The sequence below is a fragment of the Acidovorax sp. 69 genome (genome assembly GCF_002797445.1).
GTDB lineage: Bacteria > Pseudomonadota > Gammaproteobacteria > Burkholderiales > Burkholderiaceae_C > Acidovorax.
Window position 1 is genome coordinate 183,359 of the sequence record NZ_PGEP01000001.1, and the last position, 26,510, is coordinate 209,868.

The 26,510-nt window shown below is 66.0% G+C and carries 24 protein-coding genes; 15 read left to right on the top strand and 9 right to left on the bottom strand.

All coding sequences use genetic code 11. The features are described from left to right. The first annotated feature begins 42 nt into the window (after positions 1 to 42). Positions 43 to 915, top strand: coding sequence for an alpha/beta hydrolase (locus CLU85_RS00835; protein WP_100408631.1), 873 nt, complete (start codon positions 43 to 45; stop codon positions 913 to 915). Between the two features lie 64 nt (positions 916 to 979). On the opposite strand, the gene CLU85_RS00840 is transcribed toward CLU85_RS00835, so the two are convergent. Then, positions 980 to 1,462 carry a YidB family protein gene (locus CLU85_RS00840; RefSeq protein WP_100408632.1) on the bottom strand — a complete coding sequence of 161 codons (483 nt, stop codon included), beginning with the start codon at positions 1,460 to 1,462 and terminating at the stop codon, positions 980 to 982. A gap of 197 nt (positions 1,463 to 1,659) precedes the next feature. Continuing rightward, positions 1,660 to 3,027, bottom strand: coding sequence for a M20/M25/M40 family metallo-hydrolase (locus CLU85_RS00845; RefSeq protein WP_100412300.1), 1,368 nt, complete (start codon positions 3,025 to 3,027; stop codon positions 1,660 to 1,662). Between the two features lie 148 nt (positions 3,028 to 3,175). Here CLU85_RS00845 and CLU85_RS00850 point away from each other — a divergent pair, with 148 nt between their 5' ends. Beyond that, positions 3,176 to 4,081 (top strand): LysR family transcriptional regulator, encoded by a 906-nt coding sequence (locus tag CLU85_RS00850; RefSeq protein ID WP_100408633.1) that lies wholly within the window; start codon positions 3,176 to 3,178, stop codon positions 4,079 to 4,081. Between the two features lie 9 nt (positions 4,082 to 4,090). Here CLU85_RS00850 and CLU85_RS00855 read toward each other — a convergent pair whose 3' ends face one another. Beyond that, positions 4,091 to 5,269, bottom strand: a complete 1,179-nt coding sequence (locus CLU85_RS00855; protein WP_100412301.1) for an MFS transporter — start codon at positions 5,267 to 5,269, stop codon at positions 4,091 to 4,093. Between the two features lie 265 nt (positions 5,270 to 5,534). On the opposite strand from CLU85_RS00855, the gene CLU85_RS00860 reads away from it, so the two are divergent. From CLU85_RS00860 to ubiD, 7 genes are all read left to right on the top strand, one after another. Further along, positions 5,535 to 6,578: a peptidase U32 family protein gene (locus CLU85_RS00860; protein WP_100412302.1), complete on the top strand. Its 1,044-nt coding sequence runs from the start codon at positions 5,535 to 5,537 to the stop codon at positions 6,576 to 6,578. 217 nt (positions 6,579 to 6,795) lie between these two features. Continuing rightward, positions 6,796 to 7,758 carry a U32 family peptidase gene (locus CLU85_RS00865; protein ID WP_100408634.1) on the top strand — a complete coding sequence of 321 codons (963 nt, stop codon included), beginning with the start codon at positions 6,796 to 6,798 and terminating at the stop codon, positions 7,756 to 7,758. A gap of 19 nt (positions 7,759 to 7,777) precedes the next feature. Further along, positions 7,778 to 8,398, top strand: a complete 621-nt coding sequence (locus CLU85_RS00870) for a hemolysin III family protein (protein ID WP_100408635.1) — start codon at positions 7,778 to 7,780, stop codon at positions 8,396 to 8,398. A 17-nt stretch (positions 8,399 to 8,415) separates the two neighbouring features. Further along, a complete protein-coding gene (locus tag CLU85_RS00875; RefSeq protein ID WP_100408636.1) occupies positions 8,416 to 8,952 on the top strand; it encodes an SCP2 domain-containing protein in 537 nt (178 codons plus the stop codon). 3 nt (positions 8,953 to 8,955) lie between these two features. After that, a complete protein-coding gene (locus CLU85_RS00880; RefSeq protein ID WP_100408637.1) occupies positions 8,956 to 9,369 on the top strand; it encodes a putative zinc-binding protein in 414 nt (137 codons plus the stop codon). Next, the gene (locus tag CLU85_RS00885; RefSeq protein WP_100408638.1) at positions 9,362 to 9,958 is read left to right on the top strand and encodes a UbiX family flavin prenyltransferase; all 597 of its coding nucleotides are present in this window, start codon (positions 9,362 to 9,364) and stop codon (positions 9,956 to 9,958) included. The genes CLU85_RS00880 and CLU85_RS00885 overlap by 8 nt, the downstream gene beginning before the upstream one ends. 66 nt (positions 9,959 to 10,024) lie before the next feature. Continuing rightward, entirely contained in the window at positions 10,025 to 11,512 is a 1,488-nt protein-coding gene (ubiD, locus tag CLU85_RS00890) for a 4-hydroxy-3-polyprenylbenzoate decarboxylase (protein ID WP_100408639.1), read from the top strand. 113 nt (positions 11,513 to 11,625) lie between these two features. Here ubiD and CLU85_RS00895 read toward each other — a convergent pair whose 3' ends face one another. Then, a complete protein-coding gene (locus CLU85_RS00895) occupies positions 11,626 to 12,495 on the bottom strand; it encodes a TIGR02391 family protein (RefSeq protein ID WP_232727690.1) in 870 nt (289 codons plus the stop codon). A gap of 63 nt (positions 12,496 to 12,558) precedes the next feature. After that, complete coding sequence (locus tag CLU85_RS00900) at positions 12,559 to 12,828, bottom strand: hypothetical protein (protein WP_100408640.1); 270 nt, start codon at positions 12,826 to 12,828, stop codon at positions 12,559 to 12,561. Between the two features lie 405 nt (positions 12,829 to 13,233). Here CLU85_RS00900 and CLU85_RS00905 point away from each other — a divergent pair, with 405 nt between their 5' ends. Both CLU85_RS00905 and CLU85_RS00910 read left to right on the top strand, forming a co-directional pair. Continuing rightward, the gene (locus CLU85_RS00905; protein ID WP_100408641.1) at positions 13,234 to 14,874 is read left to right on the top strand and encodes a long-chain-fatty-acid--CoA ligase; all 1,641 of its coding nucleotides are present in this window, start codon (positions 13,234 to 13,236) and stop codon (positions 14,872 to 14,874) included. Positions 14,875 to 14,930: 56 nt separating this feature from the next. Continuing rightward, on the top strand, positions 14,931 to 16,172 hold the full coding sequence (locus tag CLU85_RS00910; protein ID WP_198509235.1) for a branched-chain amino acid ABC transporter substrate-binding protein: 1,242 nt from the start codon (positions 14,931 to 14,933) through the stop codon (positions 16,170 to 16,172). 48 nt (positions 16,173 to 16,220) lie between these two features. On the opposite strand, the gene CLU85_RS00915 is transcribed toward CLU85_RS00910, so the two are convergent. Next, on the bottom strand, positions 16,221 to 16,985 hold the full coding sequence (locus CLU85_RS00915) for an SOS response-associated peptidase (protein WP_100408643.1): 765 nt from the start codon (positions 16,983 to 16,985) through the stop codon (positions 16,221 to 16,223). A 197-nt stretch (positions 16,986 to 17,182) separates the two neighbouring features. Here CLU85_RS00915 and CLU85_RS00920 point away from each other — a divergent pair, with 197 nt between their 5' ends. Both CLU85_RS00920 and CLU85_RS00925 read left to right on the top strand, forming a co-directional pair. Then, entirely contained in the window at positions 17,183 to 18,478 is a 1,296-nt protein-coding gene (locus CLU85_RS00920) for an acyl-CoA dehydrogenase family protein (protein ID WP_100408644.1), read from the top strand. Between the two features lie 243 nt (positions 18,479 to 18,721). Next, a complete protein-coding gene (locus CLU85_RS00925; protein ID WP_157803896.1) occupies positions 18,722 to 19,279 on the top strand; it encodes a DUF3617 domain-containing protein in 558 nt (185 codons plus the stop codon). Here CLU85_RS00925 and CLU85_RS00930 read toward each other — a convergent pair. From CLU85_RS00930 to CLU85_RS00940, 3 genes are all read right to left on the bottom strand, one after another. Continuing rightward, positions 19,263 to 20,417 (bottom strand): GGDEF domain-containing protein, encoded by a 1,155-nt coding sequence (locus CLU85_RS00930; protein ID WP_232727691.1) that lies wholly within the window; start codon positions 20,415 to 20,417, stop codon positions 19,263 to 19,265. The two genes, CLU85_RS00925 and CLU85_RS00930, sit on opposite strands and share 17 nt — an antisense overlap. A gap of 117 nt (positions 20,418 to 20,534) precedes the next feature. Beyond that, on the bottom strand, positions 20,535 to 21,302 hold the full coding sequence (locus tag CLU85_RS00935) for a 16S rRNA (uracil(1498)-N(3))-methyltransferase (RefSeq protein ID WP_100408646.1): 768 nt from the start codon (positions 21,300 to 21,302) through the stop codon (positions 20,535 to 20,537). Between the two features lie 86 nt (positions 21,303 to 21,388). After that, a complete protein-coding gene (locus tag CLU85_RS00940; RefSeq protein ID WP_100408647.1) occupies positions 21,389 to 22,531 on the bottom strand; it encodes an aminoglycoside phosphotransferase family protein in 1,143 nt (380 codons plus the stop codon). Positions 22,532 to 22,652: 121 nt separating this feature from the next. On the opposite strand from CLU85_RS00940, the gene CLU85_RS00945 reads away from it, so the two are divergent. Then, a complete protein-coding gene (locus CLU85_RS00945; RefSeq protein ID WP_369858300.1) occupies positions 22,653 to 25,055 on the top strand; it encodes an LPS-assembly protein LptD in 2,403 nt (800 codons plus the stop codon). A 225-nt stretch (positions 25,056 to 25,280) separates the two neighbouring features. After that, positions 25,281 to 26,486: a peptidylprolyl isomerase gene (locus tag CLU85_RS00950; RefSeq protein WP_369858141.1), complete on the top strand. Its 1,206-nt coding sequence runs from the start codon at positions 25,281 to 25,283 to the stop codon at positions 26,484 to 26,486. Positions 26,487 to 26,510 lie beyond the last annotated feature (24 nt).

Genomic DNA, 26,510 nt, shown 5'->3' on the forward strand with positions numbered 1-26,510 from the left:
CCGGGTATGCTGTCCCATCATGTCTCGAATGCCCTGCTCCCCATGACTTCTGACGAACTGATCCCCTCGACCCTGACCACCTTCACCGCCAGCGACGGTGAAAACCTGGCCGTGCAGGACTGGCCGCTGCCCGAGGGCGAGCCCCAGCGCGGCACCGTGTTGCTGGTGCATGGCCTGGGCGAGCATGTGGGCCGTTACGACGCTGTGGCGCGCCAGCTCAATACATGGGGTTTTGCCGTGCGGGGCTATGACCAGTACGGCCATGGCGAATCGTCCGGGCCGCGTGGCGGGCTGACCGCCGACATGCGCCTGCTCGATGATCTGGCCGACATGGTGGATGCGACCCGCGCCCGCATGCCGGAAGGCCAGCCGCTGGTGCTGCTCGGCCACAGCATGGGAGGCCTGGTGGCGTCGCGTTTTGTTTCCCTGCACCTGCGGCCGGTGGATGCGCTGGTGCTGTCATCGCCCGCGCTGGATGCGGGCCTGGGCGCCGTACAAAAACTGCTGCTGGCCACGCTGCCACGCATTGCGCCCAACCTGCGCGTGGGCAATGGGCTGGATGCGCAGTACCTCTCGCACGACCCTGCCGTGGTCGCTGCCTACCTGGCCGACCCGCTGTGCCACGACCGCATCAGCGCCCGTCTGGCCCGTTTCATTGCCGAAGGCGGCCCGGCCACAGTGGCCCGCGCCGCACACTGGAGCGTGCCCACGTTGCTGATCTGGGCTGGCAGCGACAAGCTGGTGAACCCCGCCGGCAGCCGCGCCTTTGCCGCTGCCGCACCCAAGGCCCTGGTGCAGTCGCACTGCTTTGAGCCTTTGTTCCATGAGCTGTTCAACGAAAGCCCGGAGCTGGCTGCCCCGGTGCTCGATCTGCTGCAGCAATGGCTGCAGCGGCGCTGCCCGGTGAAGGCATAGGCGCTGCGCCCAAAAATAGGCGGAAAATGGCTGCTAGCGCTTGTGTGTAAAGCGCGGGCAGCTATTATTTTTGAAGCAATCCGCCCAACATTCCGAAAAGATCGTTGGCATTGCCAAAGCCACTCTGCGGTGCCTGGCCCTGGGGGCTGAGATGGTCTACCAGGCCTGGCAGTACCTGGGCCAGCTGGCCCGCTGCGGCGCCAGAGCCCACTCCCAGTTGCGCAGCGATCTGCGACAGGGGGCCGCTGCCCAGCACCTGCGAGAGCTGCTCGCCCGAGATCGCCTGGTTGGGGCCGGCACTGAGCCATGAGGCAATCACATTGCCCATCCCAGCCTGCTGGAACTTGGCCATCAGGCCTGGCAGCCCGCCCACCGGGCCATCGTTGCTGATGAGGGACATCACGGCCTGAACCAGCTGGGGGTTCTGCGCGGCCAGGCTCAGCAGGCCACCCAGCCCGCCTGCGGCCCCACTGTTGGCGTTGGCCTGTGCACCGCCTTGCGACGCACTGTTGATGACGGCACCGAGAACGGAATCGAGCAAACCCATGGTGATCTCCTGCAAAAGGGGGGAAGACGGCCTTGTGCCGACAGGCGCCAAGCATGGCACGTCACCGCCGATGGTACGCGGCCAGGCCCCTGCTTCTGTGTCAACCATTGTGAATTCGTCTCCTGCGGCAACCCCCACCCCGGCCACCGCAGATGCCGCGCACCGCAGGGCTGCGCGCGGCATCCCATGGTGCTGATTTACCGGCTGCGCGCGGGCCGCTTTTCCAGCAGGGGCTCACTGACGCCCTGCACGCCCACCAGGCCCAGCACGGTGACCAGCGAGGTCTGCGCGCCCTTCCAGGCATCGGTCAGATCGATCCATTCGGACAGTGCATGAAAGCCGCCGGTCTTGCCGCCACCGCCGATCACGACGGCCGGGATGCCCAGCGACATGGGGACGTTGGCGTCGGTGCTGGCGCCGCCCAGCACGGTTTTGCGGCCAAACGCCGTGTTGGCGCGCACGGCGGCCTCCACAATGATCGAATCCGCTGCGGTGCGGCCACCGGGCCGGTCGCCAATCAGCTTGGTGGATGCGCTCAAGGTGTTCACACCCCAGCGCGCGTTCTCCTCGGTCACAGCGCTGTCGACGGCGCCCAGCACCTGCTTTTCGGTGGCCAGCAGGGGCGCCATTTCGTCGGAGCGGATGTCCACCGCCATGCGTGCATCGGGTGCGATGGTGTTGACGGAGGTGCCGCCGCCCACCGTGCCCACGGTGAAGGTGGTCTTGGGGCTCTTGGGGGTGCGGATTTCAGCAATCTTGGCAATCGCGCGGCCCATGCCGTGGATGGCGCTGGGCACCTCGCCAAATGCGGCGTAGCTGTGGCCCCCCGGGCCCTTGAAGGTGACCTCATGGCGATGGCTGCCTGTGCCCAGCACCAGCACGGTGCCATCGGGGGCAGGCTCCAGCGCCACCAAGCCGTCGATGTCCAGATGCTCCTTGAACAGGTGTTTCATGCCGCGCAGGTTGCCCAGCTCTTCCTCGCCCACATTGCCCACAAACACCAGGTCGCCCACGGTGGCGATCTTCTGGTCATTCAGCACCTTCAGCCACGACAGCAGCACGGCCAGGCCACGCGTGTTGTCCGAAATGCCGGGCGCGTGCAGCTTGCCGTCGCGCTCCTTCACCTTCACGTCGGTGCCAGCCGGGAACACGGTGTCCAGGTGGGCCGAAATCACCAGCTTGGGGCCGTTGCCCGAACCCTTGCGGATGCCCACGACATTGCCCTCGGTGTCGATGGCGGCGCTGGCCAGGCCCAGGGCCTTCAGGCGTGCCAGGAAGGCTTCGGCGCGCTTTTGCTCCTTGAACGGAGGCGCTTCGATCTCGGTGAGCGTCTTCAGGTCATCGATGCTGCGGTCATGGTCGGCTTTCACGGCATCGAGCAACTGCAGGATTTGGGGCGCGGCCATGAGCTGGGTGTAGGCCTTGTCCACAGCGGGGCGCAAAGTGGTCGGCGTGGCCGCGACAGCGCCCTGGGCATGGGCGGCAGGGCCGAGCAGCGTGGCGGCGGCCAGCGCCACGGCGCCCGCCAAGGGGGTGAAGCAGAGGGTATGGACAGGGTTCTTCATGGTCAGGTCAAAGAGAGCAAAGAGGGGCGGGCTGGAGCCAGGGGCCCAGCGCGGTAGCCAGGTGCCTGGCAGCACAGCCATGCAATTGTTGGACCGTTCAGGCCACCGAAGGTCTGCTTTAATCTACCGAGCCGACAGTTTTTCTGACATGCGCAGACATATTCCCAGCACCCGCGCCCTGCTCGTTTTTGACGCCGTGGCGCGCCACCACGGTGTGAGCAAGGCCGCCGAAGAGTTGTGCCTCACCCACAGCGCCGTGAGCCAGCAGCTGCGCCTGCTTGAAGGCCAGCTGGGCCTGCAACTGGTGCAGCGCGGTGCCCGTGGCTCCACGCTGACCGACGTGGGCCGCCGCTACCACGCGCAGATCGTGGGCGACCTGCTGCGCCTGCAGAACCACACACTGGAAGCCATGGCCCAGCGGCCCGATGGCGCGCGCCTGCTGGTGGGCTGCGTGCCCGTGTTTGCCGAGCGCTGGCTGCTGCCCCGGCTGCCCGCCTTTTTGGCCGCGCACAAAGGTTGCAGCCTGCACTTGCAGGTGTACCCCACGCAGATCTACATGGCAGAGGTTCCGTTTGATGTGGCCGTGCAGTACGACGACGCAGCCTGGCCCGGTGTGTTGCCCGAGCCGCTGATGCGCGAGGTCTGTGTGGCCGTGTGTGCGCCCGAGGCGCGCCACCGGCGCGCCATGGAGCGGGGTGACTTTCGGGCAGTGCCTCTGCTGCAACTCAGCTCCCGCCTGGGGGCTTGGGACGACTGGTTCACCCGTGCAGGCATCACGCGCACCCCCGACCACACTTTGGGCGGCCACCGGTTTGATCTGTTCTCGATGCTGGTGGAGGCGGTACGCGCCGACCTGGGCGTGGGCTTGGTGCCCCGCTATTTTGTGGAGCGGGAACTGCAGTCGGGCGAGCTGGTGCTGGCCCATCCCCACCACGACAGCGGGGTGCGGGGCTACAGCCTGTTCGTGGCCCCGGGCCGCCTGGAAGACCCGGCGGTGGCGGCCTTTGCACGGTGGCTGAGCGCTACCGTGGCAACGGAGGGTCTTCAGGCCTGACCGATGGTGTCAGGCGCTCTTGCGCCTGCGCTCCATGGCCAGCCAACCCAGCGCCAGCCCCGTCATCACAATCGGCAGCAACGAGCCCGCGTTCAGCAGCGTCCAGCCCTGCGTGGTGACCAGCACGCCGGATGAGAAAGCGCTCAGCGCCAGCGTGGCGTACACGCAGAAATTGATGGCAGCCTGGGCGCGGTCTTTTTCCTCGGGGCGGTAGGCGGTCATGGCCAGCGTGGTGGAGCCGGTGAACAGGAAATTCCAGCCCACGCCCAGCAAGAACAGCGCAACGCCGAAGTGGTGCAGCTCCACCCCCATCAGCGCCACGGCCACGCAGGCGACGTTGAGCAACACCCCCGTGCCCATGATGGGCAACACGCCAAAACGCTTGATAAGGTGGCCTGTGACAAAACCGGGTGCGAACATGCCGATCACGTGCCACTCCAGCACCAGGGCCGATGCGTCGAAATCAAAGCCACACACCTGCATGGCCAGCGGCGTGGCGGCCATCAGCAGGTTCATCACGCCATAGCCCAGCGCAGCGCCCACAATGGCCACGATGAAGGCGGGCTGGCGCATCAGTTCAGAAAGAGGCCTGCCTTGCGCCGGTTGCCCTGCGGCGTTCAGCACCACAGGCTGCACCTCGAACCGGATGGCCGCCATGCTCAGCATGGACAACAGTGCCACACCGATCAGCGCGATATAGGCACCCGCGAACGGCACCGGGAACAGCGTGCGCGTGGCGCTGGCCAGGTTGGGGCCCGCCACGGCGCCCAGCAGGCCACCGGCCAGCACCAGCGACACGGCCTTTTCGCGGTAGTCCGGCGGGGCCAGCTCGGCGGCGGCAAACCGGTACAAGCCGCCGTTGGCGCTGTAGTAACCCGCCACCACGGTGGCAGTGCAAAGCAACCAAAAGTTGGCACTGAACGCCGCCCAGGCGCACAGCGCAGCCGACGCGACCGCCACGGCCAGTCCGATCTGGAACGACACCTTGCGCCCCCAGCGCATCTGCGTCCTGGCCACCAGGGGCGTGGACAACGCCCCACCCACCACATAGCCCATCACCGGCAGCGTTGCCATCCAGCCAAACGGCGCCAGCTGCAGGCCCACCAGGCCATTGATGGCAATGAAAACGACGTTGTTGGTGAGGAAAAGGCCTTGGCACAGGGCCAACAACCACAGGTTCTTGTTCACGGCAGGGCGGCGCTTGGGGCGCAGAGAAGGTCGCACAGAAGGTCTTAGCGGGAGGGCGGCATAGATGCAAGTCAAGGCCGGACGGCAGTGTGATGCGCCAGGAAGGCGGAGGCACATCAAAGTCCGACTGCTTTGCTCTGGCATTGTGCACTGCCGTTGATGAAGATCAGCAGATGCGCCGGTCTGCCTCAGTAAGGTGGCGCCCAGTGCTGTGGCTCCCCCCGGGGCCAGCGTTTGAATGCTTGTGATGGAACCCCTGAAATTGATGGAGGCCGCGCTGCCCGTGGCCCCGGTACCGACCTCGCCTGCGATGGAGTTGGTGTGCCCCGCAGGCAGCCTGCCTGCCCTGAAGGCGGCCGTGGACCACGGTGCCAACTGCGTCTACCTGGGCCTGCGCGATGCCACCAACGCGCGCAACTTTGCGGGCCTCAATTTTGACGAGGCGTCCATCGCCAGTGGCATTGCCTACGCGCATTCGCACGGCTGCAAGGTCTTCATGGCGCTCAACACCTACCCGCAGGCGGCCAACCCCGGCCCCTGGCGCAGCGCGGTGGACAAGGCCGTGGACATGGGGCTGGACGCTGTCATCCTGGCCGACCCGGGCCTCATGCAGTACGCCGCCCAGCACCACCCACAGCTGCGGCTGCACCTGTCGGTGCAGGGCTCTGCCACCCACTATGAGGCCATCAACTTCTACCGCGAGCAGTTTGGCATCGTGCGCGCCGTGTTGCCGCGCGTGCTGTCGATGGAGCAGGTGCGCCAGGTCATCGACCGCACGCCGGTCGAGATCGAGGTGTTCGGGTTTGGCAGCCTGTGTGTGATGGTCGAAGGGCGCTGCGCGCTGTCGTCGTATGTGACCGGCGAATCGCCCAACACACACGGCGTGTGCTCGCCGCCAAAAGCCGTGCGCTGGGTGGAGACGCGCGAGGGCCGCGAGTCGCGCCTGAACGGCGTGCTCATCGACCGCTATGCGCCCGGCGAGAACGCGGGCTACCCCACCCTGTGCAAGGGCCGCTTTGACGTGGGCGATGACGAGAACTACTACGCCATCGAAGAGCCCACCAGCCTCAACACGCTGGAGCTGCTGCCCCAGCTGCTCAAGATGGGCGTGCGCGCCATCAAGATCGAAGGCCGCCAGCGCAGCCCCGCGTATGTGGCGCAGGTCACCCAGGTCTGGCGCGAGGCCATGGACCAGTGCCTGGCCCACCCCCACCGCTACGCGCCCAAGACCCGCTGGATGGCGAGTCTCGACCAGGTGGCAGAAGGACAGCAGCACACGCTCGGTGCTTACCACCGGCCCTGGAAATGAAGAACAACCCCCTGAGGCGCTTCGCGCCTTCCCCCTTCTCTCGCCTCGCTTACGCGATGCGGGAAGGGGGACACCGCCAGCGCACGCCAGCGAAGCGCCGCATACGCGGCTTGGCGGCCCTTGCGCGGCGGTCGCTGGCTTAGGCTGCGCCAGATTCGAACTCAATGAGCCGCTCCAAGCGTCTGGATTCCACGATAAAACTCCCGGAGACCGCCCCATGAAACTCTCTCTCGGCCCGCTGCTGTACTACTGGCCCCGTGACACGGTGTTCGCTTTTTACGAGGCCATGGCCGCCACGCCTGTGGACGTGGTGTACCTGGGCGAGACGGTGTGCTCGCGCCGCCACGAGCTGCGCCTGGCCGACTGGCTGGCGCTGGCGCGCATGCTGCAGGACGCAGGCAAAGAGGCGGTCTTGTCCAGCCAGGTGCTCATCGAGTCCAGCGCCGACGTGGGAGTGATGCACAAGATCACCGCCAATGGCGAGTTTCTGGTGGAGGCCAACGACATGGGCGCCGTCAGCTGCCTTGCGCGCGCACCCGCCGGGCCGCAGGCCTTTGTGGCCGGCCCGCACCTGAACCTGTACAACGCGCCCTCGCTGCAGTGGATGGCGCAGCTGGGCGCTAAGCGATGGGTGATGTCGCTCGAAATGTCGCAGGACGCGCTCGCTGCCGTGCTGGCGCAGCGGCCCGCAGGCATCGAGACCGAGGTGTTTGCCTACGGGCGCATGCCGCTGGCGTATTCGGCGCGCTGCTTCACCGCGCGCCACCGCAACCTGCCCAAGGACGACTGCCAATTCAGCTGCCTTCAGCACGCCGACGGCCTGACGTTGCGCACGCGCGAGAGCGAGGGTTTTCTGGTGCTCAACGGCACGCAGACGCAATCGGCCCGCGTCTACAACCTGGCCAACGAACTGGCTGCGATGCGCGCCCAGGGCGTGAACGTGTTGCGCCTGAGCCCGCAGGCCCAGCACATGCCACAGGTGATCGCGTCGTTTGACGAAGCCCGCCGTGCCGTGGCTCCCGAAGAAAACGCTGAAAAGGCGCCTGACTTTGTAGAGCGCATGCAGCCCTTCATGCCCGATCTGCCCTGCAATGGCTACTGGTTCGGTCGCCCGGGCCTGGAGCAGGGGCTGCAGGGGGCAGCGAGTGCTGCTGCCGCGCTGCCTGCGATCAATCCATAACGCGAAGGCGAATCACCGCATGTACCCCGGAGAACGTTTCAACAGCATCAGCCACCTGGTCGGAGCCCTGCTGGCCACGGTGGGCACCGCCGTGCTCATCACGCTGGCGGCGCGCCTGGGCGACCCGTGGAAGGTGGTGGCCTTCAGCATCTACGGCGCCATGCTGGTGGCGCTGTACACGGCCTCCACCGCGTACCACAGCGTGCGCCGGCGCGCCATCAAGGCCGTGCTGCAAAAGTGGGACCACTGCAGCATCTACCTGCTGATTGCGGGCAGCTACACGCCGTTTGCACTCGTGTCGCTGCGCGGGCCCTGGGGCTGGACGCTGCTGGGCGTGGTGTGGGGCCTGGCGCTGCTGGGCATCACGCAAGAGATCTGGTGGGCACGCGGCGCGCGCGTGTTGTCGCTGGCCATCTATGTGGTGATGGGCTGGCTGGCGCTGGTGGCCGTGGTGCCGCTGTGGCAGGCGCTCACGCCCGGGGGTTTTGGCTGGCTGTTGGCGGGTGGCGCCTGCTACACGCTGGGCATTGTTTTTTATGCACTGGACCACCGCGTGCGCCATGGCCACGGGCTGTGGCACCTGTTTGTGCTGGGCGGCAGTGCCTGTCATTTTTTCACCGTGTTTTTCTACGTGGCCTGAGTGCCCACCTCTTCCCTATGGCTGCATCTTCTTCGTCGCCTTCATCGCCTTCCCCTCTGCGGGTGGTTCCTTCTCCCGTGGGGGCCCTGCTGTCGCACCTGCCCGCTTATCCCGGCTCGATGTTGCTGGTGACGGCGCTCAACCTGGCGCTGGCGCGGCACCTGCCCGATGACGTGGGCCGGTTGCTGCTGCACAAAAAGATGCGGGTGCAGGTGCGCGATGCGCGCCTGGCGTTTGACTTTGCCTGGTCGGGTCAGCGTTTTGCGCCCCACGCGCCGCTGGTGCCCCCCGCCGTGGCCGACCTGACGCTGAGCGCTACGGCCCATGATTTCTTGCTGCTGGCCCAGCGCCAGCAAGACCCCGACACGCTGTTCTTCAGCCGCCGCCTGTCGATGGAGGGCGACACCGAGCTGGGCCTGGTGGTGAAGAACGCGCTGGATGCGATCGAGCTGCCCGTGCTGGACCCGCGCCAGTGGGCGCACACGCTGACGCCGCGCCAGGTGCTGGGCCGGCTGCGGCGGCGCCTGGATGCAACACCTCGCACCCGAGGGTGAACCATGACCGCCGACACCCACCCCCTGAACCACCCCTTGGTCTATTCCTGCTCCGGCTGCTCCAGCGCCGCGCAGCTGGCCAACCACGTGGCATTGCAGCTCGATCGGCGCGGCGTGGCCGAGATGTCCTGCATTGCGGGCGTGGGTGGCGATGTGCCGCACCTGATGAAAATCGTGCGCTCGGGCCGGCCCCTCATCGCGCTGGACGGCTGCCCGCTGGTCTGCGTCAAGAGCACGCTGGCGCGCCACGGCATCGCCGCCGACCGGCACTACCAATTGCAGCAGTACGGCGTGAAAAAACGCGTGCACGAAGACTTCGACCCCGTGCAGGCCGCACTGGTACTGGAGCATGTCGAGGCCGATCAGCAGGCCGAGCCGCTGCGTGCGCGGGCCAATGAGGAAGTGCCCCATGGCTGAGCAAAACCTCCCGCGCCGCATCATCGTCGCCATCTCGGGCGCCAGCGGCGCCGTGTATGGTGCGCGCCTCTTGCAGGTGCTGCAGGGCCAGAGCGGCATCGAGACGCACCTGGTCGTCTCCGACGCAGGCTGGCGCAACCTGCGCCATGAGCTGGACATGGAGCGGCCCGCCGTCGAGGCCCTGGCGCACCGCGTGCACGACGTGGCCAACGTGGGCGCGGCCATTGCGAGCGGTTCGTTCCAGTGCCACGCCATGGTGGTGGCGCCGTGTTCCATGCGCACCCTGGCCGCCATTGCGCACGGCCTGGCCGACAACCTGCTCACGCGCGCGGCCGATGTGGTGCTCAAGGAGCGCCGCCGCCTGGTGCTCATGGTGCGCGAATCACCCTTGCACCTCACCCACCTGCGCAACATGGTGGCGGTGACCGAGATGGGCGGCATCGTCTGCCCGCCGCTGCCCGCCTTCTACCTGCGCCCGCAGACCGTGGGCGAGGTGGTGGACTACAGCGTGGCCCGCGCCCTCGACCTCATCGATGTGCCCCACGACCTGGCGCCGCGCTGGCAGGGGTTGGAGTCTGACGCTCCTTAATTGATAGCTGTTGGCGCTTATGAAACGTGCGCTAGCAGCCTATTTCATCTAAATATCTGCATCCCCATGGCCTACCGTGACCTGCGCGACTTTATGGCCCAGCTGGAAGCCACGGGCGACCTGCGCCGCGTGGCGGAGCCGGTCTCGCCCCACCTGGAGATGACTGCGCTGAGCGACCGCGTGCTGCGCGCAGGCGGCCCGGCGCTGCTGTTCACGCAGCCCACGGGCCACCACATGCCGGTGTTGACCAACCTGTTTGGCACGCCCGACCGGGTGGCCCGCGCCATGGGCGTGACCGACCTGCATGGCGTGCGCGCTTTGGGCGAACTGTTGGCCACCCTCAGGGAGCCCGAGGCCCCGAAGGGCTTCAAGGACATGCTCGGCATGGGCCAGCTGCTCAAGACGCTGTGGAACATGGCACCGCACACCGTGGCCCGTGGCGCCCCTTGCCAGCAAGAGGTGTGGGAAGGCCCCGATGTCGATCTGGCCCGCCTGCCCGTTCAGCACTGCTGGCCGGGCGATGTGGCCCCGCTTATCACCTGGGGCCTGACCATCACACGCGGCCCGCGCAAGGCGCGGCAAAACCTGGGCATCTACCGCCAGCAGGTGCTCTCGCGCAACCAGGTCATCGTGCGCTGGCTGGCCCACCGGGGTGGCGCGCTGGACTTTGCAGACCACTGCGCCGCCCACCCCGGCCAGCCCTACCCCGTGGCCGTCGCGCTGGGGGCCGACCCGGCCACGCTGCTGGGCGCCGTCACGCCGGTGCCTGACTCCTTGAGCGAATACCAGTTCGCCGGCCTGCTGCGCGGCGCGCGCACCGAAGTCACGCCCGCGCTGGGCGTGCCGCTGCAGGTGCCCGCCACCGCCGAGATCGTGCTCGAAGGCCATATCCAGCCCGACGCCAGCCACGCGAGCGGCTGGCAGCATGCGCTGGAGGGGCCGTATGGCGATCACACCGGCTACTACAACGAATGCGCCGAGTTCCCCGTGCTCACGGTGGACCGCATCACGCTGCGCAAGGACGCGATCTACCACAGCACCTACACCGGCAAACCGCCCGATGAGCCCGCCGTGCTGGGCCTGGCGATGAACGAGCTGTTCATCCCGCTGCTGCAAAAGCAGTTCCCCGAGATCATGGACTTCTACCTGCCGCCCGAAGGCTGCAGCTATCGGCTAGCGGTGGTCAGCATCCGCAAGGCCTACGCGGGCCACGCGCGGCGCGTGATGATGGGCGTGTGGAGCCACCTGCGCCAGTTCATGTACACCAAGTTTATCGTGGTGGTGGACGACGACGTGGACGTGCGCGACTGGAAGGAAGTGATCTGGGCCATCACCACCCGCATGGACCCGGCACGCGACACCCTGCTGGTGGAACACACGCCCATCGACTACCTGGACTTCGCCTCGCCCGTCTCTGGCCTGGGCAGCAAGATGGGGATGGACGCCACCAACAAGTGGCCCGGCGAGACGCAGCGGGAGTGGGGGCGGCCGATGCGGATGGAGGAGGGGGTGCTGAAGCGGGTGGAGGCGCTGTTTGTGGGGCTGGGGTTGTGAGGTGTGCTTTGCGACGCCCTCGCAAACGTCAGGTAGGCGGCGGTTTGAAAGGAGTTGGGAGAACCGAACCTCTTACGCGCGTCCGCACCTCGAATGACTTGGTTGGTACGTCCTCATGAACCTCCTGATCCGTCAAGCTTTCTGTGAACGTACGACACTAGTGCGAACACGTCCAAGGCGTCCTGTTCAGGCATGGGCCAATTCGCCTTCGGTGCATGGGCGAGAGGATTTCGCACAGCACCGAAAAGACCAACGAGCAAGTTGGCCACGCCCTTTTGCTCGCTCCGTTGGGTCTCGCTCTCTAGTGAGTTGAGGCGAATTAGGGGTGCCTTCACCGAGAAAGCTTCGTTCACCAACTCCGCGCCGTCCGAACTCAAGCCGGACAATTTCCTTATGCGATCAGCCAGTCCCTTCGTTGCCTCAAACACCGCATGGAAGTAGTTGTCTTCCAGCAGCTCAGCGCGGCAGTACGCGAAGACTTCTTGGTGCGTTCCGCGAGCTTCGAGATTGCTTTTCAACCGCCCGGCTCGTGCGCGGGCCCCGGTAAGAGTGGTCTCTCTGGTGGTGTGAACCACTTGTCCTCGTTCGTTGACACCGTATCCAGCAAAGGCAAGCGCCACATTGAGTCCATCGCGGCGCCAATCAAAGATATCCGGCTTGGAAACGTACCTAGCGGGATCCATGGCTAGGTTCACGAACAACACAAGATAGTTGCCTATTTGCTTGTCGTTCTGTACCGCAACCAACGCATTGAACAGCCGCTTCCACTTTGTGTTCCCGGCGTCCAAGTCAGGAACCTTAATTTCAGCAAGGATGTATCCGATTTCTGGTCCTGTCAGCCCATTCATAGTGTCTCCGAGGACACGACATGCCGCTTCGAGGACTGACGATGTGAAGCAAGGTAGATTGGCCATCTTGGTCGCAGCCGAAAGTTGAAGTTGGAACGGCACGCAACGGCATTGCGCCGCAAGGCGCAAGCTCATCAGCATGACTTGTGGCGCAATGCCATTGCGTGTCCGCGTCGAGCGATCAGTCAGGCCGCAGGCTCACTTTTGTAGCACTCCGGCAATTGCTTGCGCAAACAGACCAGCGGCAAGGAAAAGGAACCCATAAAGGCCCGTGAACGCCTGTTCTGCGAACGCGTCGCGAAGTTTTTCCGTCAAATCCGCGTCCCATGAATCCGGAATGTCCTTTAGCGCTGCACGCGTCTTAAATCCCGCCACCACCAGGACGCCGGCGCCAATGAGCTGCAACACAATCCCTGCCTCGTTGAACCACCAGTCGCACGACCGATTTGAAAAGAAAAGCTGAAACATCAACGAGTGGCCCAACGCGAAATATCCCGCAAAGCCTGCGTTACCAACTCGACCGTGCGGGATAGTCTGGCCACCGGATTTCTCCTAAAACTGGCTTGCAGCGAGAGTCTGCACGCGTAAAACGATCAACCATCCCAGTATAGAAACTCCGCAAAACCCGGCAAGTACCAATTGCGCAAACCAGGCTAGCAAGCAGTTCCAGCGACCTGTTTTCGAATAGCTCAAGCTCGGGTAGTGACGGCTTGCATTCGCAAAAAGTGATTGGATCGGTTGGCTGAGTCGCCCAGACGACAAGCACCCCCCGCGTTGTTTGCGACGATGTGCCAGCCCCGCCAAAGAGGGCTTTGCACTGGCACACCGATGCCGCAGTGCAGCACAGAGCGCACCCCCAAGGAGACAACGGCAATGCAGCAGCACCAGCCCGGCAGCATGATGGACCGGCCTTTACTGGTTTCGGCCATCCTCGAACATGGCGAGAGCCAATACGGCGACCAGCAGATCGTCTCGCGCGACACCGATGGCAGCTTGCACCGGTACCGCTTTGCCGACCTGGCGCAGCGCGCCCGGCAGCTCGCCAACGCACTGCAGGCGCTGGGCCTGCGCCCTGGCAGCGTGGTGGGCTCGCTCGCCTGGAACAACCACCGCCACCTGGAGGCCTACTACGCCGTCTCCGGCAGCGGCATGGTCATGCACACCTGCAACCCGCGCCTGCACCCCGAGCAGCTGGCCTACATCGTCAACCACGCCGACGACGAGGTGGTGCTCTTCGACACCACCTTTGCGCCGCTGGTGCGCGCCATTGCTGCGTCATGCCCCCGGGTGCGGCATTGGGTGGCCCTGTGTGATGCCGAAACACTGGGCGCCATCGACCTGCAGGGAGTGCCTGGGGTCGAGGCCTACGAACCGCTGATCGCCCGGGAAGGCGGCTCCTTTGCCTGGCCCGAGTGCGATGAGAAATCCGGCGCGGCGCTGTGCTACACGTCGGGCACCACGGGCAACCCCAAGGGTGTGCTGTATTCGCACCGGGCCCTGACGCTGAGCGCGTTGTCGGCCTGTATGCCGGGCGTACTGAGCATCAGCGCGCAAGAGTCTGTGCTGCCCGTGGTGCCCATGTTTCACATCAACGCCTGGTGCCTGCCCTACGCGGCGTTGATCGGCGGCGCCAAGCTGGTGCTGCCAGGCCCGCGCCTGGACGCCGCCAGCCTGTACGAGCTGATGGAGACCGAGCGCGTCACGGTCAGCGCGGGCGTGCCGACCATCTGGATGGGGCTGATCCAGTACGTGGAGCAGCACCAGCTGCGCTTTACCACCATGCGGCGCACGGGCGTGGGGGGATCGGCCATGCCCAAGGCGCTGATTGCCAAGTTCAACGATGTGTATGACGTGGAGGTGCGCCACGGCTGGGGCATGACCGAGACCACGGCCATCGCCACCATGAGCACGCTGTCGGCAACCGATGCCGAACTGCCGCCCGAAGACCGCCATGCGCTGATCGCCAAGCAGGGCAAGTCGGTGTTTGGCATCGAGCTCAAGCTGGTGGACGAGCAGGGTGTCGCCGTGCCGCGCGACGGCGTTGCGCAGGGCGAGCTGATGGTGCGCGGCCAGTGGATCGTGAGCCGCTACCACAAGGCCGAGCGCTCGGCGCTGGTCGATGGCTGGTTCCCCACGGGCGACATCGCCACCATCAGCCCGCAGGGCGTGGTGCAGATCCGCGACCGCACCAAGGACGTGATCAAGTCGGGCGGCGAGTGGATCAGCTCCATCGACCTGGAGAACGCGGCCATGGCGCATCCTGAAGTGGCCATGGCCGCCGTCATCGGGGTCAAGCATCCCCGATGGGACGAACGCCCCCTGCTCTTCATCGTGCGCAAGCCTGGCCAGCCGCTGGACAAGCCGCAGATCCTGGATTTCCTTGCGCAGCGTGTCGCCAAATGGTGGCTGCCGGACGACGTGCTGTTTGTGGACAGCCTGCCGCTGGGCGGTACCGGCAAGGTGCAAAAAAACGAGTTGCGGCAACGCCATGGCTCGGTGTTCAGCGGCGAGTGACAACGCATTCCCTTGATTCGACTCCCCCATCAACCCCCACGGAGACAGGCATGAACATGGTTCCCAGTAAATGGCTCAAAGCCGGCGCATGCGCCGCAGCGCTGGTGATGGCGGCGCATGCCGGCGCGGCCGAGACGGTCAAGATCGGCTTTATCGATCTGCTGTCCGGGCCGTTCGCCCTCACAGGCCAGAGTTCGCTCAACCAACTGCGGGAGGTGGTGTTGCAGGTCAACGCCAAGGCGGCCCCCAACGAACCGAAGTTCGAGGTGGTGGACTTCGACAACAAGGGCACACCGCAGGAGAGCCTGAACGCGCTCAAGGCCGCCACGGACCGGGGCGTCCGCTACATCACCCAGGGGGGCGGGTCGGGGGTGGCGCTGGCGCTGGTGGATGCGCTCAACAAGCTCGCCGAGCGCGACCCGGAGCGCGCGACGGTGTACCTCAACTACGCCGCCATGGACCCGCAGCTCACCAACGAGCGCTGCAGCTTCTGGCACTTCCGCTTCTATCCATCGAGCGAGATGAAGATCGAGGCGCTGACCACCTACCTGCAGGGCCGCAAGGATGTGAAGCGCGTGTACCTGCTCAACCAGGACTACACCCACGGCCGCCAGGTATCCAAGGCCGCCAAGGAATACCTGGCCCGCAAACGGCCCGACATCGAGATCGTCGGTGACGACTTCGTACCCATTGCCCAGACGCGCGACTTTGCCCCCTACGTGGCCAAGATGGCGGCCGCCAAGGCCGACACGGTCATCACCTCCAACTGGGGCAGCGACCTCACCTTGCTGTTCAAATCGTCCCGCGACTACGGGCTCAACATCAACTACTTCACCCTGAACGCCAACAACCCCGGCACCCCCGCGCAGTTGGGCAACTGGGGCGACGGCAAGGTCGGCGTGGTCTGGAACTGGGTCCACAACGCACCCACCCCAGAGCTGGAAAAGATCTACGTGGACTACAAGAAGAAGTACAACGACGAGTTCATCTTCGCTGCGCACTGGAACACCATGCACATGCTGCGCGAGGCCATGCGCAAGGCGCAGTCCACCGACGCCAAGAAGGTGGCCTTTGCACTGGAAGGCATGGCCTACAAGAGCCCTATCGGCGAGGTGCGCATGCGCAAGAGCGACCACCAACTCGAAGCCCCGCTGTACCTGGGCATCTGGGCCAAGCAAGGCAGCAAAGGTGTGAAGTACGACGCCGAGAAAACCGGCTATGGCTTTCGCTCCGAAGTGGTCTGGGACTCTTACATCAGCGCCCAGCCCACCTCTTGCCAGATGAAGCGGCCGTCCTGAGCCCGTTGAAGCCGTGCGCCGCGCTGGCGCACCTTCAACCCACGGGGGTCACCCCAGCAAGCCCTTGGGCACCTTGTCCGCCTTCTTCTCCACCGGGTTGGCCGTGAGCCACTGCGCCGCGTACTGGCGCATGAACTCCTTGGCCTTTTCGGGGCGGGCGGTGAGCCAGGCGTCGTAGGCGCCTTCGTTCAGGATGGCGGGCATGCTTTTTTCGCTGCCCGGCTGGCCGTAGCGGTGCAGCAATGCGTGGTTGTTGGCGTTCACCGTGAGCAGGCAATAGCTGATGATGACCTCGCCATCAGCCCCCTGCCAGCGCGCCCACAGGCCCGCCACGCCCATGGGTTTGCCGTCCACGCGGGCCACGCGCGTGGGCACGGCCTTGCTGCCGTTGCGCAGGTCGTCTTCGTAAAATGCGGTCATGGGCACGATGCAGCGCTGGCCCCTCAGCCACGCATCGCGGAACGCTGTGCCGGTGGAGGCGGTGTCGGACTTGGCGTTGACCAGCTTGGTTGCGCGCAACTTGGCGTCGGATGCGGACTTGACCCAGTGCGGCACCAGGCCCCACTGGGCGGGTACCAGCACGCGGTCGGTGTTGGGTTCGGTGGCTTCCACATCGGCGGCAGCGCTGGCATCGGCATCGACGGCAGGCGCAGCGGGGGGCTGCGCGATGGCCGCCGCCGTGGCGGCGTGGACGATAAAAAAGCCCGGCTTGCGCGGCCACAGGTGGCGTTCGCCCAGCGCCTCGGGGGGCGCGACCGCAAATGCCTCGCGGTAGGTATCGGCGGCGGACAGGGTTTCGTAGTGGGTGCTCATGGGGCGATGGTACCCGCGCTGCGAGCGAATTTGAAGAAAAAATGGCATATAGCGCTTATTGGATAAGCGCCAGTAGCTATCAAAAAAGAAGCAATCAGAAGAAGACCAGAACCCCCAAGCTGGTGCGCCGTGATGTGCGTCAAGCCCGTTGTCGCCTGCGTTGTGACGGGCGCTGACGGTGTTTTCACAATGCCACCATGGACTTTGCACCTTCTCCCCAGGCCCTTCAACTGCGTGAGCGCCTGCAGGCGTTCATGGACCGCTACCTGCTGCCTTACAACGCCGCCTGGCATGCGGCCGTGCTGGCGGGCGACTACCCGCCGCCGTTTCTCGAAGACCTCAAGGCCCTGGCGCGCGACGAAGGCCTGTGGAACCTGTTCCTGCCCACGCTGCGCGATGACGAGCCGGGCACCGGCCTGTCCAGCCTCGACTACGCACCGCTGGCCGAAACCATGGGCCGCCTGCCTTGGGCCGCCGAGGTGTTCAACTGCCACGCGCCCGACACCGGCAATATGGAGCTGTTGCACCGCTTTGCCACGCCCGCGCAGCGCGCAACCTGGCTGGTGCCGCTGCTTGACGGCCAGATGCGCTCGGCCTTTGCGATGAGCGAGCCCGACGTGGCTTCGTCCGACCCCACCAACCTGCAGACCACGGTGCGGCGCAAGGGTGAGGAGCTGGTGCTCAGTGGCCGCAAGTGGTTCATCACGGGCGCGGCCCATCCACATTGCCGGCTGCTCATCGTGTTGTGCCGCAATGCCGACGCTGACGTCGATGGGGTGGAGAGCTACCACCGCCACAGCATGGTGCTGGTGCCCGTGGACACACCGGGCGTGTCGATCGTGCGCAATATCAGCGTGCTGCACCACCACGCGCCCGAAGGGCACTGCGAAATTTTGCTGCAAGGCGTGCGTGTGCCTGCCGACCACCTGCTGGGGGATTGGGGCGCGGGTTTTGCCATGGCGCAGGCACGCCTGGGGCCGGGGCGCGTGCACCACTGCATGCGCACCATTGGCCAGTGCGAGCTGGCGCTCTCGCTGGCCACAGAGCGCGCGCTGGAGCGCACGGCCTTTGGCAAGCCGCTGGCAGAGCAAGCGAATGTGCAGGAGTGGATTGCCGAGTCGCGCATCGAGATCGACCAGGCGCGCCTTTTGGTGCTGCAGGCCGCGTGGCTGCTAGACCAGGGCAGCGCGGCCGATGCGCGGCACACCCGTGCCCAGGTCGCGGCCATCAAGGTGGTGGCAGCGCGCCTGCAGCAGCGTGTGGTGGACCGCGCCATGCAAATTTTTGGCGCCATGGGCCTGTCGCCGGACACGCCGCTGGCGGCCTTCTGGACCTGGGGCCGCGCGCTGCGCCTGATGGATGGGCCCGACGAGGTGCATCTGCGCACCGTGGCGCGGCACGAGCTGGCCCAGGCGCGGGGGCGGCTGGGAGCGTCTGCGGCATGGTTCACCACCCCAGAGCAGTTGCGTGCGCCGCCCCACCTGAGTGCCTGATTCCGTTTTCTCCACCCGGGTTGTTGTTGCTGTTGCTGGGCAGTGCTGCGCCGGAGCACGGGTGACGGGACACGGACTGCCGCCTGCAATGCCTGGATGGCATGCTTGGCAGTTGGGGGCGGGTTGGGGATACTGTCCACCTGTCCACCTGTCCACCTGTCCACCTGTCCACCTGTCCACCTGTCCACCTGTCCACCTGTCCGACCGCCGGCCTTTTTGCCATCCAGCCCAGGGAGTTTTGCCATGCACATGTTTGCCATCGCCGTGACCACTGCCGTACTTCTGCCCGGTGCCCTGGGCCTGGCCCATGCGCAGCCCCAGAAAATGCGGCCCGGGCTGTGGGAGCACAGCGTGGTGATGAAAAGCCAGAGTGGCCAGATGGAAGCCGCCATGGCGCAGGCGCAGAAGTCCATGGCCAGCATGACCCCCGCGCAGCGCAAGCAGATGGAGCAGATGCTGGCCCAGCAGGGGGTGAGCATGGGACCCAGCGGCAATACGGTGAAGGTTTGCGTCAGCGCCGAGCAGGCGGATCTGGACAACCTGCCGGTGCAGGAAGGCTGTACGCAAAAGGTGCAGCGCACGGGGCCGAACTCTGTGGCGATGACCTTCAGCTGCAAGGGGGCCCAGGGCCAGCCGCCCACCTCGGGCGAAGGCACCATGACCTTCAGCGGCCCGACGGCCTACGCTGGCAATTTCAAGGTCAAGACCACCACATCCCAGGGCAAGCCCGACCAGCTGGACATGGCCCAGACTGGCAAGTGGCTGGCGGCCGACTGCGGGGGGCTCAAGCCCGTGCGTTGAGCGGGGGCACGGTGGCCGCGGGGCGGTTCGCAACCACCACCCGGTTGCGCCCGAGCGCTTTGGCGGTGTAGAGCGCCTGGTCGGCGCGCTCCAGCGTGTGCTCTACGGTATCGCCGGGCAGGTGCAGCGCCAGGCCTGCCGACACAGACATCTGAAAACTGCCCGTGGCGTGGGGAATTTCCAGCCTTTCGACCGCGAGCCGGATCCGTTCGAGCAACTCGCGGGCGTCGTCCAGCTGTGTGTCGGCAAGCATCAGCACGAACTCCTCGCCGCCCCAGCGGGCCAGCACGTCGGTGCCGCGCACGGTGGCGCGCACCGTGCCCGCAAAGGCCTGCAGCGCGCGGTCGCCAGTGGCGTGGCCGTGTTGGTCGTTGATGGGCTTGAAGTGGTCGATGTCCAGTTGTGCCAGCACCAGCGGGCGGTGGTTGCGCAGGCTGCGTCGGTGCTCCAGCGCCATCAGGTCCAGCATGGCGCGGCGGTTGATGAGCCCGGTCAGCTCGTCGCGCGTAGCCAGCTCGCGGTTGATGTCGAGCGCCTGCGCCAGGGCTTCGCGTTGCTGCTGCAGCTTGGCCCGGATGCGCTGGATGCGAAGGTTCAGCGCAACGCAGCCCCCGAGCACAATGGCCACCATCAGCGCATAGGCGGTGTCGAGGTAGCCGAAGGGGTTGGCGCTGAAACGGGTGGTGGCCCCAATGGCGCAGGCAAAGGCCAGCAGGGCATAGATGCCGATGCCAATCACCTCGGCCACCGTGAGGCCAAAGGTGCCAAAAAACAAAATCATGGCCAGCACGCTGGGCACCAGCCCGCGCGCTTCGCCCGCCAGCACATAGGCCACGGCGCCGCTGGTGAGCGTCCAGACCATCTGGGGAATGGTGAGCGAGGGGTCGCGCAACCGGGCCGTTGCACCCGACCGGATGAAAGCCGTCATCACCACCAGCCCGCCCACCGACATGGCGGCCCACCATTGCACGGCAGTCGCGTTGACCGCAACGTTGGCATGCGCCACCAGCAGCATCACGCCTGCGCTGCCGGTCATCAACAGCAGGGCCAGCAATGCCATGCTGACCAGCGTGCGCCGCCGGGGCTCGGTGGAGAGGATCACATCCCTGAGGCGTTGCCAGCGGGAAGGGTGGCGCAAGATGGAGGCTCCTGCCAGTGGGGTGGGCCACGCGCGGGGCGTGGAAGTGTCGGCCGCAGGGCTCGGTACGGGCCGGTTGCGCATTCTAGGACGCGGAGCCCCCTGCGTCCAAGCCTTCTACAACAGGGTCAGCGCCGCCAAAGCCGCCAGGGGCGCGGTTTCCGCCCGCAGCACGCGGGGGCCCAGGGTGACCGGTGCAAAGCCGTGCTGCACGGCCAGCTCTTCCTCGGCGCTGCTGAGCCCGCCCTCGGGGCCCGAGAGGAACAGCACGGGCCGCTGGGCGCCATCGGCCCCAGTGGCCTGGCGCAGCGGCGATGTGCCGGGGCGCAGCGACAGCAGCAGGCGCTGGGCCGCGCCTGTGCTGGATGGGGTGGGCGCCGTTGCGGCCTGGGCGCGCACCCAGCCTGCCAGATCGGTGGCGTCGTGCACCACCGGCACGCGGTTGCGGCCACACTGTTCGCACGCGGCCACTGCCACGGCCTGCCAGTGGGCGATCTTCTTGTCGGCGCGGTCGCCCTTGAGCTTGAGCACGCTGCGTTCGGCCACCAGCGGGGTGATGCTGGTCACGCCCAGTTCGGTGGCTTTTTCCACCAGCCAGTCCATGCGCTCGTTGGCGGTGATGCCTGCGAGCAGGTGCACGGCGCGCAGTGTTTCGCGTTCGATGGCATGGTGGGCCCCCACCAGCACACGCACGTCGCTGCGGCCCATGCGCACCACGGTGGCATCAAATTCGCCACCGGGGTCGCCCTCGGCCTGCCCGCCGTGGAACAGGGTGATGCTGTCACCCGGCTGCAGGCGCAGCACCTGCACATGGCGTGCTGCGCCGGGGGGCAGGTCCAGCTCGGCACCGGTGGCCAGAAGGTCCGGGCAATGGAAACGGGGCATTTGCTACTTATTTGATAGCTATTGGCGCTTGATTATCAAGCGTTACAAGCGGATTTAGTTCAAATTCAACACCGAGGGCGGAGCGCCTACATGCGGCCGTAGGCAAAACCGGTCACTGGCTCGGTGCCTTCGATCTGGTCCAGCATCTTGAGCAGCGGCCCCAGTTGCCGGTAGCGGTTGGCGGTGGCGCGGATGTACGCCATGAAGCGGGGCGCATCGGCCAGGTACTTGGGCTTGCCGTCGCGCAGGGTCAGGCGCGCAAAGATGCCCGCGACCTTGAGGTGGCGCTGCAGGCCCATCCACTCCACGGCGCGGTAGAACTCACCAAAATCGTCGCCCCAGCCACTGGCGCTTTTGGCGCCCAGCAAACCTGCCTTGCGCGCCTTTTCCCAGTAACGCACGGTAATGTCGATGACGAATTCTTCTTCCCAGCTGATGAACGCGTCGCGCAACAGGCTGGCAATGTCGTAGGTGATGGGGCCGTACACCGCGTCCTGAAAGTCCAGCACGCCCAGCGGTGCCCCTTCTGTGACGGGCGCCATCAGGTTCCGTGTCATGAAGTCGCGGTGCACGTAGACCTGGGGGGCCGCCAGGTTGTGGGCCACGATGGCATCAAAGGCGTTGGCCAGGGTGGCCTTCTGTGGGTCGCTCAGTGTGACGCCACGGTGCTGGGCCAGGTACCAGTCGGGGTACAGCGCCAGTTCGCGGCGCAACAGCGCCTCGTCGTACGCTGGCAGCACGCCAGGTTGGGAGGCCTTTTGCCACTGCAGCAACACATCCGTGGCTTGCTGGTACCAGGCGTAGGCGTCCTGGGGCTTTTCGGGGTTGAGCCGCTCAATCAACGTCTGGTGGCCCAGGTCGGACAGCAGCATGAAGCCACCGGCTTCGTCCCACGCCAGGATCTGCGGCACGTTCAGGCCTGCGGCGGCCAGAAGTCCCTGAACTTGCACGAAGGGGTGGCAGTTTTCCTTGTCCGGTGGCGCGTCCATCACGATGCGGCTGGCGCCTGTGGCACTGTCGATGCGCAGATAGCGCCTGAAGCTGGCGTCGGCCGACGCGGGGCGCAATGTGGCGGGCAGCAGTTGCTGGGGGCCGACCAAGGGGGCCAACCAGGCGTCGAAGGCCGTTTTCCGGGTGGCGTCAGGCCAGTGGACGGGGGGCAAGGCTGTGCTCGCCACGGCGGCGCCCAGGGGCGCAACGGTGGGTGATGGGGGGAATGGGTGGCTCATGGATAATCCGATTTTACAAACCCGCTCCGGGCAGTGCCTGTGCACTGCCCGGAGCGGGTCCTTTCATCTGCCCCAGCCCGAACCGCCCCACGTGCCACGCTGCAAGCCCCCCACCGTGCAGATTCCTTCTTCTCTCCGGCCCGCCACGGCGAAGGCGGCACGGCTGCATCCTCCCGTGCCGCGCGCACTGGCCTATGGCGTGGCACTGGCCTGGTGTGGCCTGCCGTTTGCGGCCCTGGCCCAGAGCCCGGCGCCCAGTGCCTGGGATGCACCCCCCGTGTTGCGCACATCGCCCCTGTTGCAGGAGAAGATTCCTGAAGCCGTGCGGTCTGAACTGCCCGTTTTTGTGAAGGGCGATCACATCAGCGGCCAGACCGACCTGAATGCGCTCATCGAGGGCAATGCCGAGCTGCGCCGGGGCGACACCGTGATTCACGCAGACCGGCTCGACTACAACGTGCCCGAGGATCTGGCCAAGGCCAAGGGCAAGGTCCGCATCAACCGCGCGGGCAATGTGTACGAAGGCACGGCGCTGGAACTGCGGGTGGAGGCCTTTGAGGGTTTTTTCAGCGACGCACGCTACCGTTTCCTGGCCACGCAGGCGCATGGCGATGCCACGCGCGTGGATTTCATTGACCGCTATCGGGCCGTGGTGCACAACGCCACCTACACCACCTGCGAGCGCGGCAACGAAGAGAGCTGGGAGCCCGACTGGGTGCTGCGCGCGGCCACCATCCGCATTGATAACGAGGAAGAAGTCGGCACGGCTGAAAACGCGGTGCTGGAGTTCAAGGGCATCTCTGTGCTGCCCATCCCCTACATCACATTTCCGCTGTCCGAGAAGCGCAAATCCGGCCTGCTGCCGCCCACCATCGGGCTGGACAGCCGCGACGGTGTGACTTATGCGCAGCCCTACTACTGGAACATTGCGCCCAACCGGGATGCCACGCTGCGCGCCGCGCTCATGACCAAACGGGGTGCCAATCTGGGGGGTGAGTTCCGTTACCTCGAACCCACCTACAAGGGGCAGATCAGCGGCGACATCATGGCCGCCGATCGGTTGCGTGACCGCTCGCGCTGGAGCTTCTCGGGCCAGCACCAGGGCAGTTTCGACAGCGCCATCGGCGGGCTCGGCCTGAACGTCAACCTCAACCGCGTGAGCGATGACAACTACTGGCGCGACTTTGGCCGCGCCTCGGAGCCGCTGCGCCAGCGCCTGTTGCCTGGTGATGCGTCTTTGTCGTGGGCGCGCAATGACATGTCGGCCACCGTGCGCACGCTCAAGTGGCAGACGCTGCAGGATGTGACATCGCCCATCGTGCCGCCGTATGACCGCATGCCGCAGCTACAGTGGCGCTACACACCGTCGCAACTCGGTGGCGGGCTGGATGCCAGCATCGAGCTGGACACCACGCGCTTTCAGGCCGCCCGCGCGCTGACGGGGCAGCCCAACGCCAATCGCAGTTATGCGATGGCACAGATCAGCCGGCCGTTCCTGTCGCCCGGTGGGTTCGTCACGCCGCGGCTGCAGCTGCATGCCACGCAGTACCAGTTTGATTCACCCCTGTCCAATGGCGACCGCTCGGCCAGCCGGACCCTGCCCACTTTCAGCCTGGACAGCGGGCTGGTGTTTGAGCGCGATGCTGCCTACTTTGGCCGCGCGTTCCTGCAGACGCTGGAGCCGCGCGCCTTCTACACCTACACGCCCTACCGCGACCAGAGCCGCCTGCCGGTGTATGACACCGCGGCCAACGACTTCAATTTCGCCACCATCTACACCGAGAACGCTTTTGGCGGCAATGACCGCCTGGCCGACAACAACCTGTTGACGCTGGGCGTGACCACACGACTGCTGGACCCGAATACCGGGGCCGAAGCCGTGCGTTTCGGTATTGCACAGCGCCTGCGTTTCTCGGACCAGAAGGTAACCCTGCCTGGCGTTACGCCGGTGAGCGAACGCCTGTCGGACCTGATGCTGGGGGCTGGTATCAACTGGACACCCCAGTGGGGCATGGACTCCACCGTGCAGTACAACCCGAAGACGGGGCAGTCCATCCGCTCGACGATTGGCACGCGTTACAGCCCCGGCAACTACCGCACCGTGAGCGCGGCCTACCGCCTGCAGCGCGGCACCAGCGAGCAGATCGACATTGGCTGGCAGTGGCCGCTCAACGACCTGTGGGGCGACAAGGGCAAAGACCTGGGTGCGGGCCGTGGGCAGGGTGGTGGGCGCTGGTACAGCGTGGGCCGCCTGAACTACAGCATGAAGGATCGCAAACTCGTGGACACCGTGGTGGGCTTCGAATACGACAGCTGCTGCTGGATCGGCCGCGTGGTGCTGGAGCGCTTGCAGAGCAGCGTGACCACCTCCAATACGCGTCTGCTGTTCCAGATCGAATTTGTGGGCTTCTCCCGCCTCAGCCTGGGCTCCAGCCCTCTCGACACCTTCAAGCAGAATGTGCCGCGTTACCAGAACCTGCGTGAGCAGGTCTCGACGCCCAGCCGTTTCAGCAACTACGACTAACGCTATGAATCACCGTGTTTTTGCCCTGGTCCTTGCCTCCCTGGCCTCTTTGACCTTGCAAGGCGCTGCAGCGCAGGGCCTGCGCCCCTCGGGTGCACAGTCGTCCGGCAAGGGGGGCTGTCGTCGCCCTCTTCTCTGTCGGCGCGTCCGGCCGCTGCGCCCTCGGTCACGCTGCCTGCGCCCTCGGCCAGCACGGCGCCACGCTCGGCGGATTTCATTGTGGCCGTGGTCAACTCCGAACCCGTGACCAACTACGAGGTGCGCTCGCGCCTAGCACGGGCCGAGGCACAGATCGCGAAACAGGGTGGCGCGATGCCCGCGCGCGACCTGCTGGCACGCGAGGTGCTGGAACGCATCATCCTGGAGAAAGTCCAGCTCCAGCAGGCGCGCGACTCTGGCATCAAAGTGGACGATTTTGCGGTGTCCCAGGCCGAACTGGGCGTGGCACGCCAGAACGACATGACGGTCGATCAGCTCTACACACGCCTGGCCCGTGACGGCATGGGCAAGGAGCGTTTCCGTGACGAGCTGCGCAACCAGCTGCTTCAGCAACGCCTGCGTGAGCGCGAAGTGGAAGCGCGGGTGAAGGTGACCGACCTCGATGTGGACCAGTTCCTGCGCGAGGAGCAAAAAGGCACCGACGTTGCGTCCATGGAAATCAACCTGGGCCATGTGCTGGTGCTGGTGCCTGAGAACGCCACCCCCGCACAGGTAGCCGAGCGCCAGGCCCGTGCGCAGCGGGCCGCTGACAAGGTGCGCGCGGGCGAAGACTTTGCCGCCGTGGCGCGCGAGTTCTCGGATGCGGCAGAGGGTCAGCGGGCGGGGGGGCTGCTGGGCCTGCGCCCGGCCGATCGTTATCCCGAGCTGTTTGTGAATTCCACCCTGGGGCTGCCCGTGGGCAGCATCGTCGGGCCGGTGCGCTCACCGGCGGGTTTTCACGTGCTCAAGGTCGTGGAGCGCGTCACGGCAGGCATGCCCACCACGGTGGTGCAAAACCATGCGCGCCACATCCTGCTGCGCACAGGCCCCCAGTTGTCTGAAGGTGCAGCCGCGACGCGCCTGGCCGACTACCGTCGCCGTGTGCTGGCCGGCCAGGCCGACTTTGCGGCGCTGGCCCGCGAGCATTCTCAGGACGCAAGCTCCAAGGAAGGCGGCGACTTGGGTTGGGCCAACCCCGGCCGTTATGTGCCCGAGTTCGAGCAGGCGCTCGAAACCCTCAAGCCCGGTGACATCAGCGAGCCCGTGGCATCCCGTTTTGGCGTGCACCTGATTCAGCTGCTGGAGCGCCGCGAGGCCAAGCTCAACCAGCGTGAGCAGCGTGACATGGCGCGCAGTGCAGTGCGCGAGAAAAAGCTCGACGAAGCCTACGCCACCTGGGCGCAGGAGCTGCGTGGGCGGGCCTATGTGGAATACCGCGACCCACCCCAGTAAGCAGCACCTCCATTCCCCCTTCAG

Coding starts and splice junctions, on each gene's coding strand:
- ubiD (WP_100408639.1), top strand. CDS start 10,025: ATGGCCTACCGTGACCTGCGCGACTTTATGGCCCAGCTGGAAGCCACG.
- CLU85_RS00905 (WP_100408641.1), top strand. CDS start 13,234: ATGCAGCAGCACCAGCCCGGCAGCATGATGGACCGGCCTTTACTGGTT.
- CLU85_RS00895 (WP_232727690.1), bottom strand. CDS start 12,495: ATGAGCTTGCGCCTTGCGGCGCAATGCCGTTGCGTGCCGTTCCAACTT.
- CLU85_RS00915 (WP_100408643.1), bottom strand. CDS start 16,985: ATGAGCACCCACTACGAAACCCTGTCCGCCGCCGATACCTACCGCGAG.
- CLU85_RS00860 (WP_100412302.1), top strand. CDS start 5,535: ATGGAGGCCGCGCTGCCCGTGGCCCCGGTACCGACCTCGCCTGCGATG.
- CLU85_RS00925 (WP_157803896.1), top strand. CDS start 18,722: ATGCACATGTTTGCCATCGCCGTGACCACTGCCGTACTTCTGCCCGGT.
- CLU85_RS00885 (WP_100408638.1), top strand. CDS start 9,362: ATGGCTGAGCAAAACCTCCCGCGCCGCATCATCGTCGCCATCTCGGGC.
- CLU85_RS00900 (WP_100408640.1), bottom strand. CDS start 12,828: ATGTTTCAGCTTTTCTTTTCAAATCGGTCGTGCGACTGGTGGTTCAAC.
- CLU85_RS00880 (WP_100408637.1), top strand. CDS start 8,956: ATGACCGCCGACACCCACCCCCTGAACCACCCCTTGGTCTATTCCTGC.
- CLU85_RS00870 (WP_100408635.1), top strand. CDS start 7,778: ATGTACCCCGGAGAACGTTTCAACAGCATCAGCCACCTGGTCGGAGCC.
- CLU85_RS00840 (WP_100408632.1), bottom strand. CDS start 1,462: ATGGGTTTGCTCGATTCCGTTCTCGGTGCCGTCATCAACAGTGCGTCG.
- CLU85_RS00850 (WP_100408633.1), top strand. CDS start 3,176: ATGCGCAGACATATTCCCAGCACCCGCGCCCTGCTCGTTTTTGACGCC.
- CLU85_RS00845 (WP_100412300.1), bottom strand. CDS start 3,027: ATGAAGAACCCTGTCCATACCCTCTGCTTCACCCCCTTGGCGGGCGCC.
- CLU85_RS00940 (WP_100408647.1), bottom strand. CDS start 22,531: ATGAGCCACCCATTCCCCCCATCACCCACCGTTGCGCCCCTGGGCGCC.
- CLU85_RS00920 (WP_100408644.1), top strand. CDS start 17,183: ATGGACTTTGCACCTTCTCCCCAGGCCCTTCAACTGCGTGAGCGCCTG.
- CLU85_RS00835 (WP_100408631.1), top strand. CDS start 43: ATGACTTCTGACGAACTGATCCCCTCGACCCTGACCACCTTCACCGCC.
- CLU85_RS00935 (WP_100408646.1), bottom strand. CDS start 21,302: ATGCCCCGTTTCCATTGCCCGGACCTTCTGGCCACCGGTGCCGAGCTG.
- CLU85_RS00910 (WP_198509235.1), top strand. CDS start 14,931: ATGGTTCCCAGTAAATGGCTCAAAGCCGGCGCATGCGCCGCAGCGCTG.
- CLU85_RS00875 (WP_100408636.1), top strand. CDS start 8,416: ATGGCTGCATCTTCTTCGTCGCCTTCATCGCCTTCCCCTCTGCGGGTG.
- CLU85_RS00865 (WP_100408634.1), top strand. CDS start 6,796: ATGAAACTCTCTCTCGGCCCGCTGCTGTACTACTGGCCCCGTGACACG.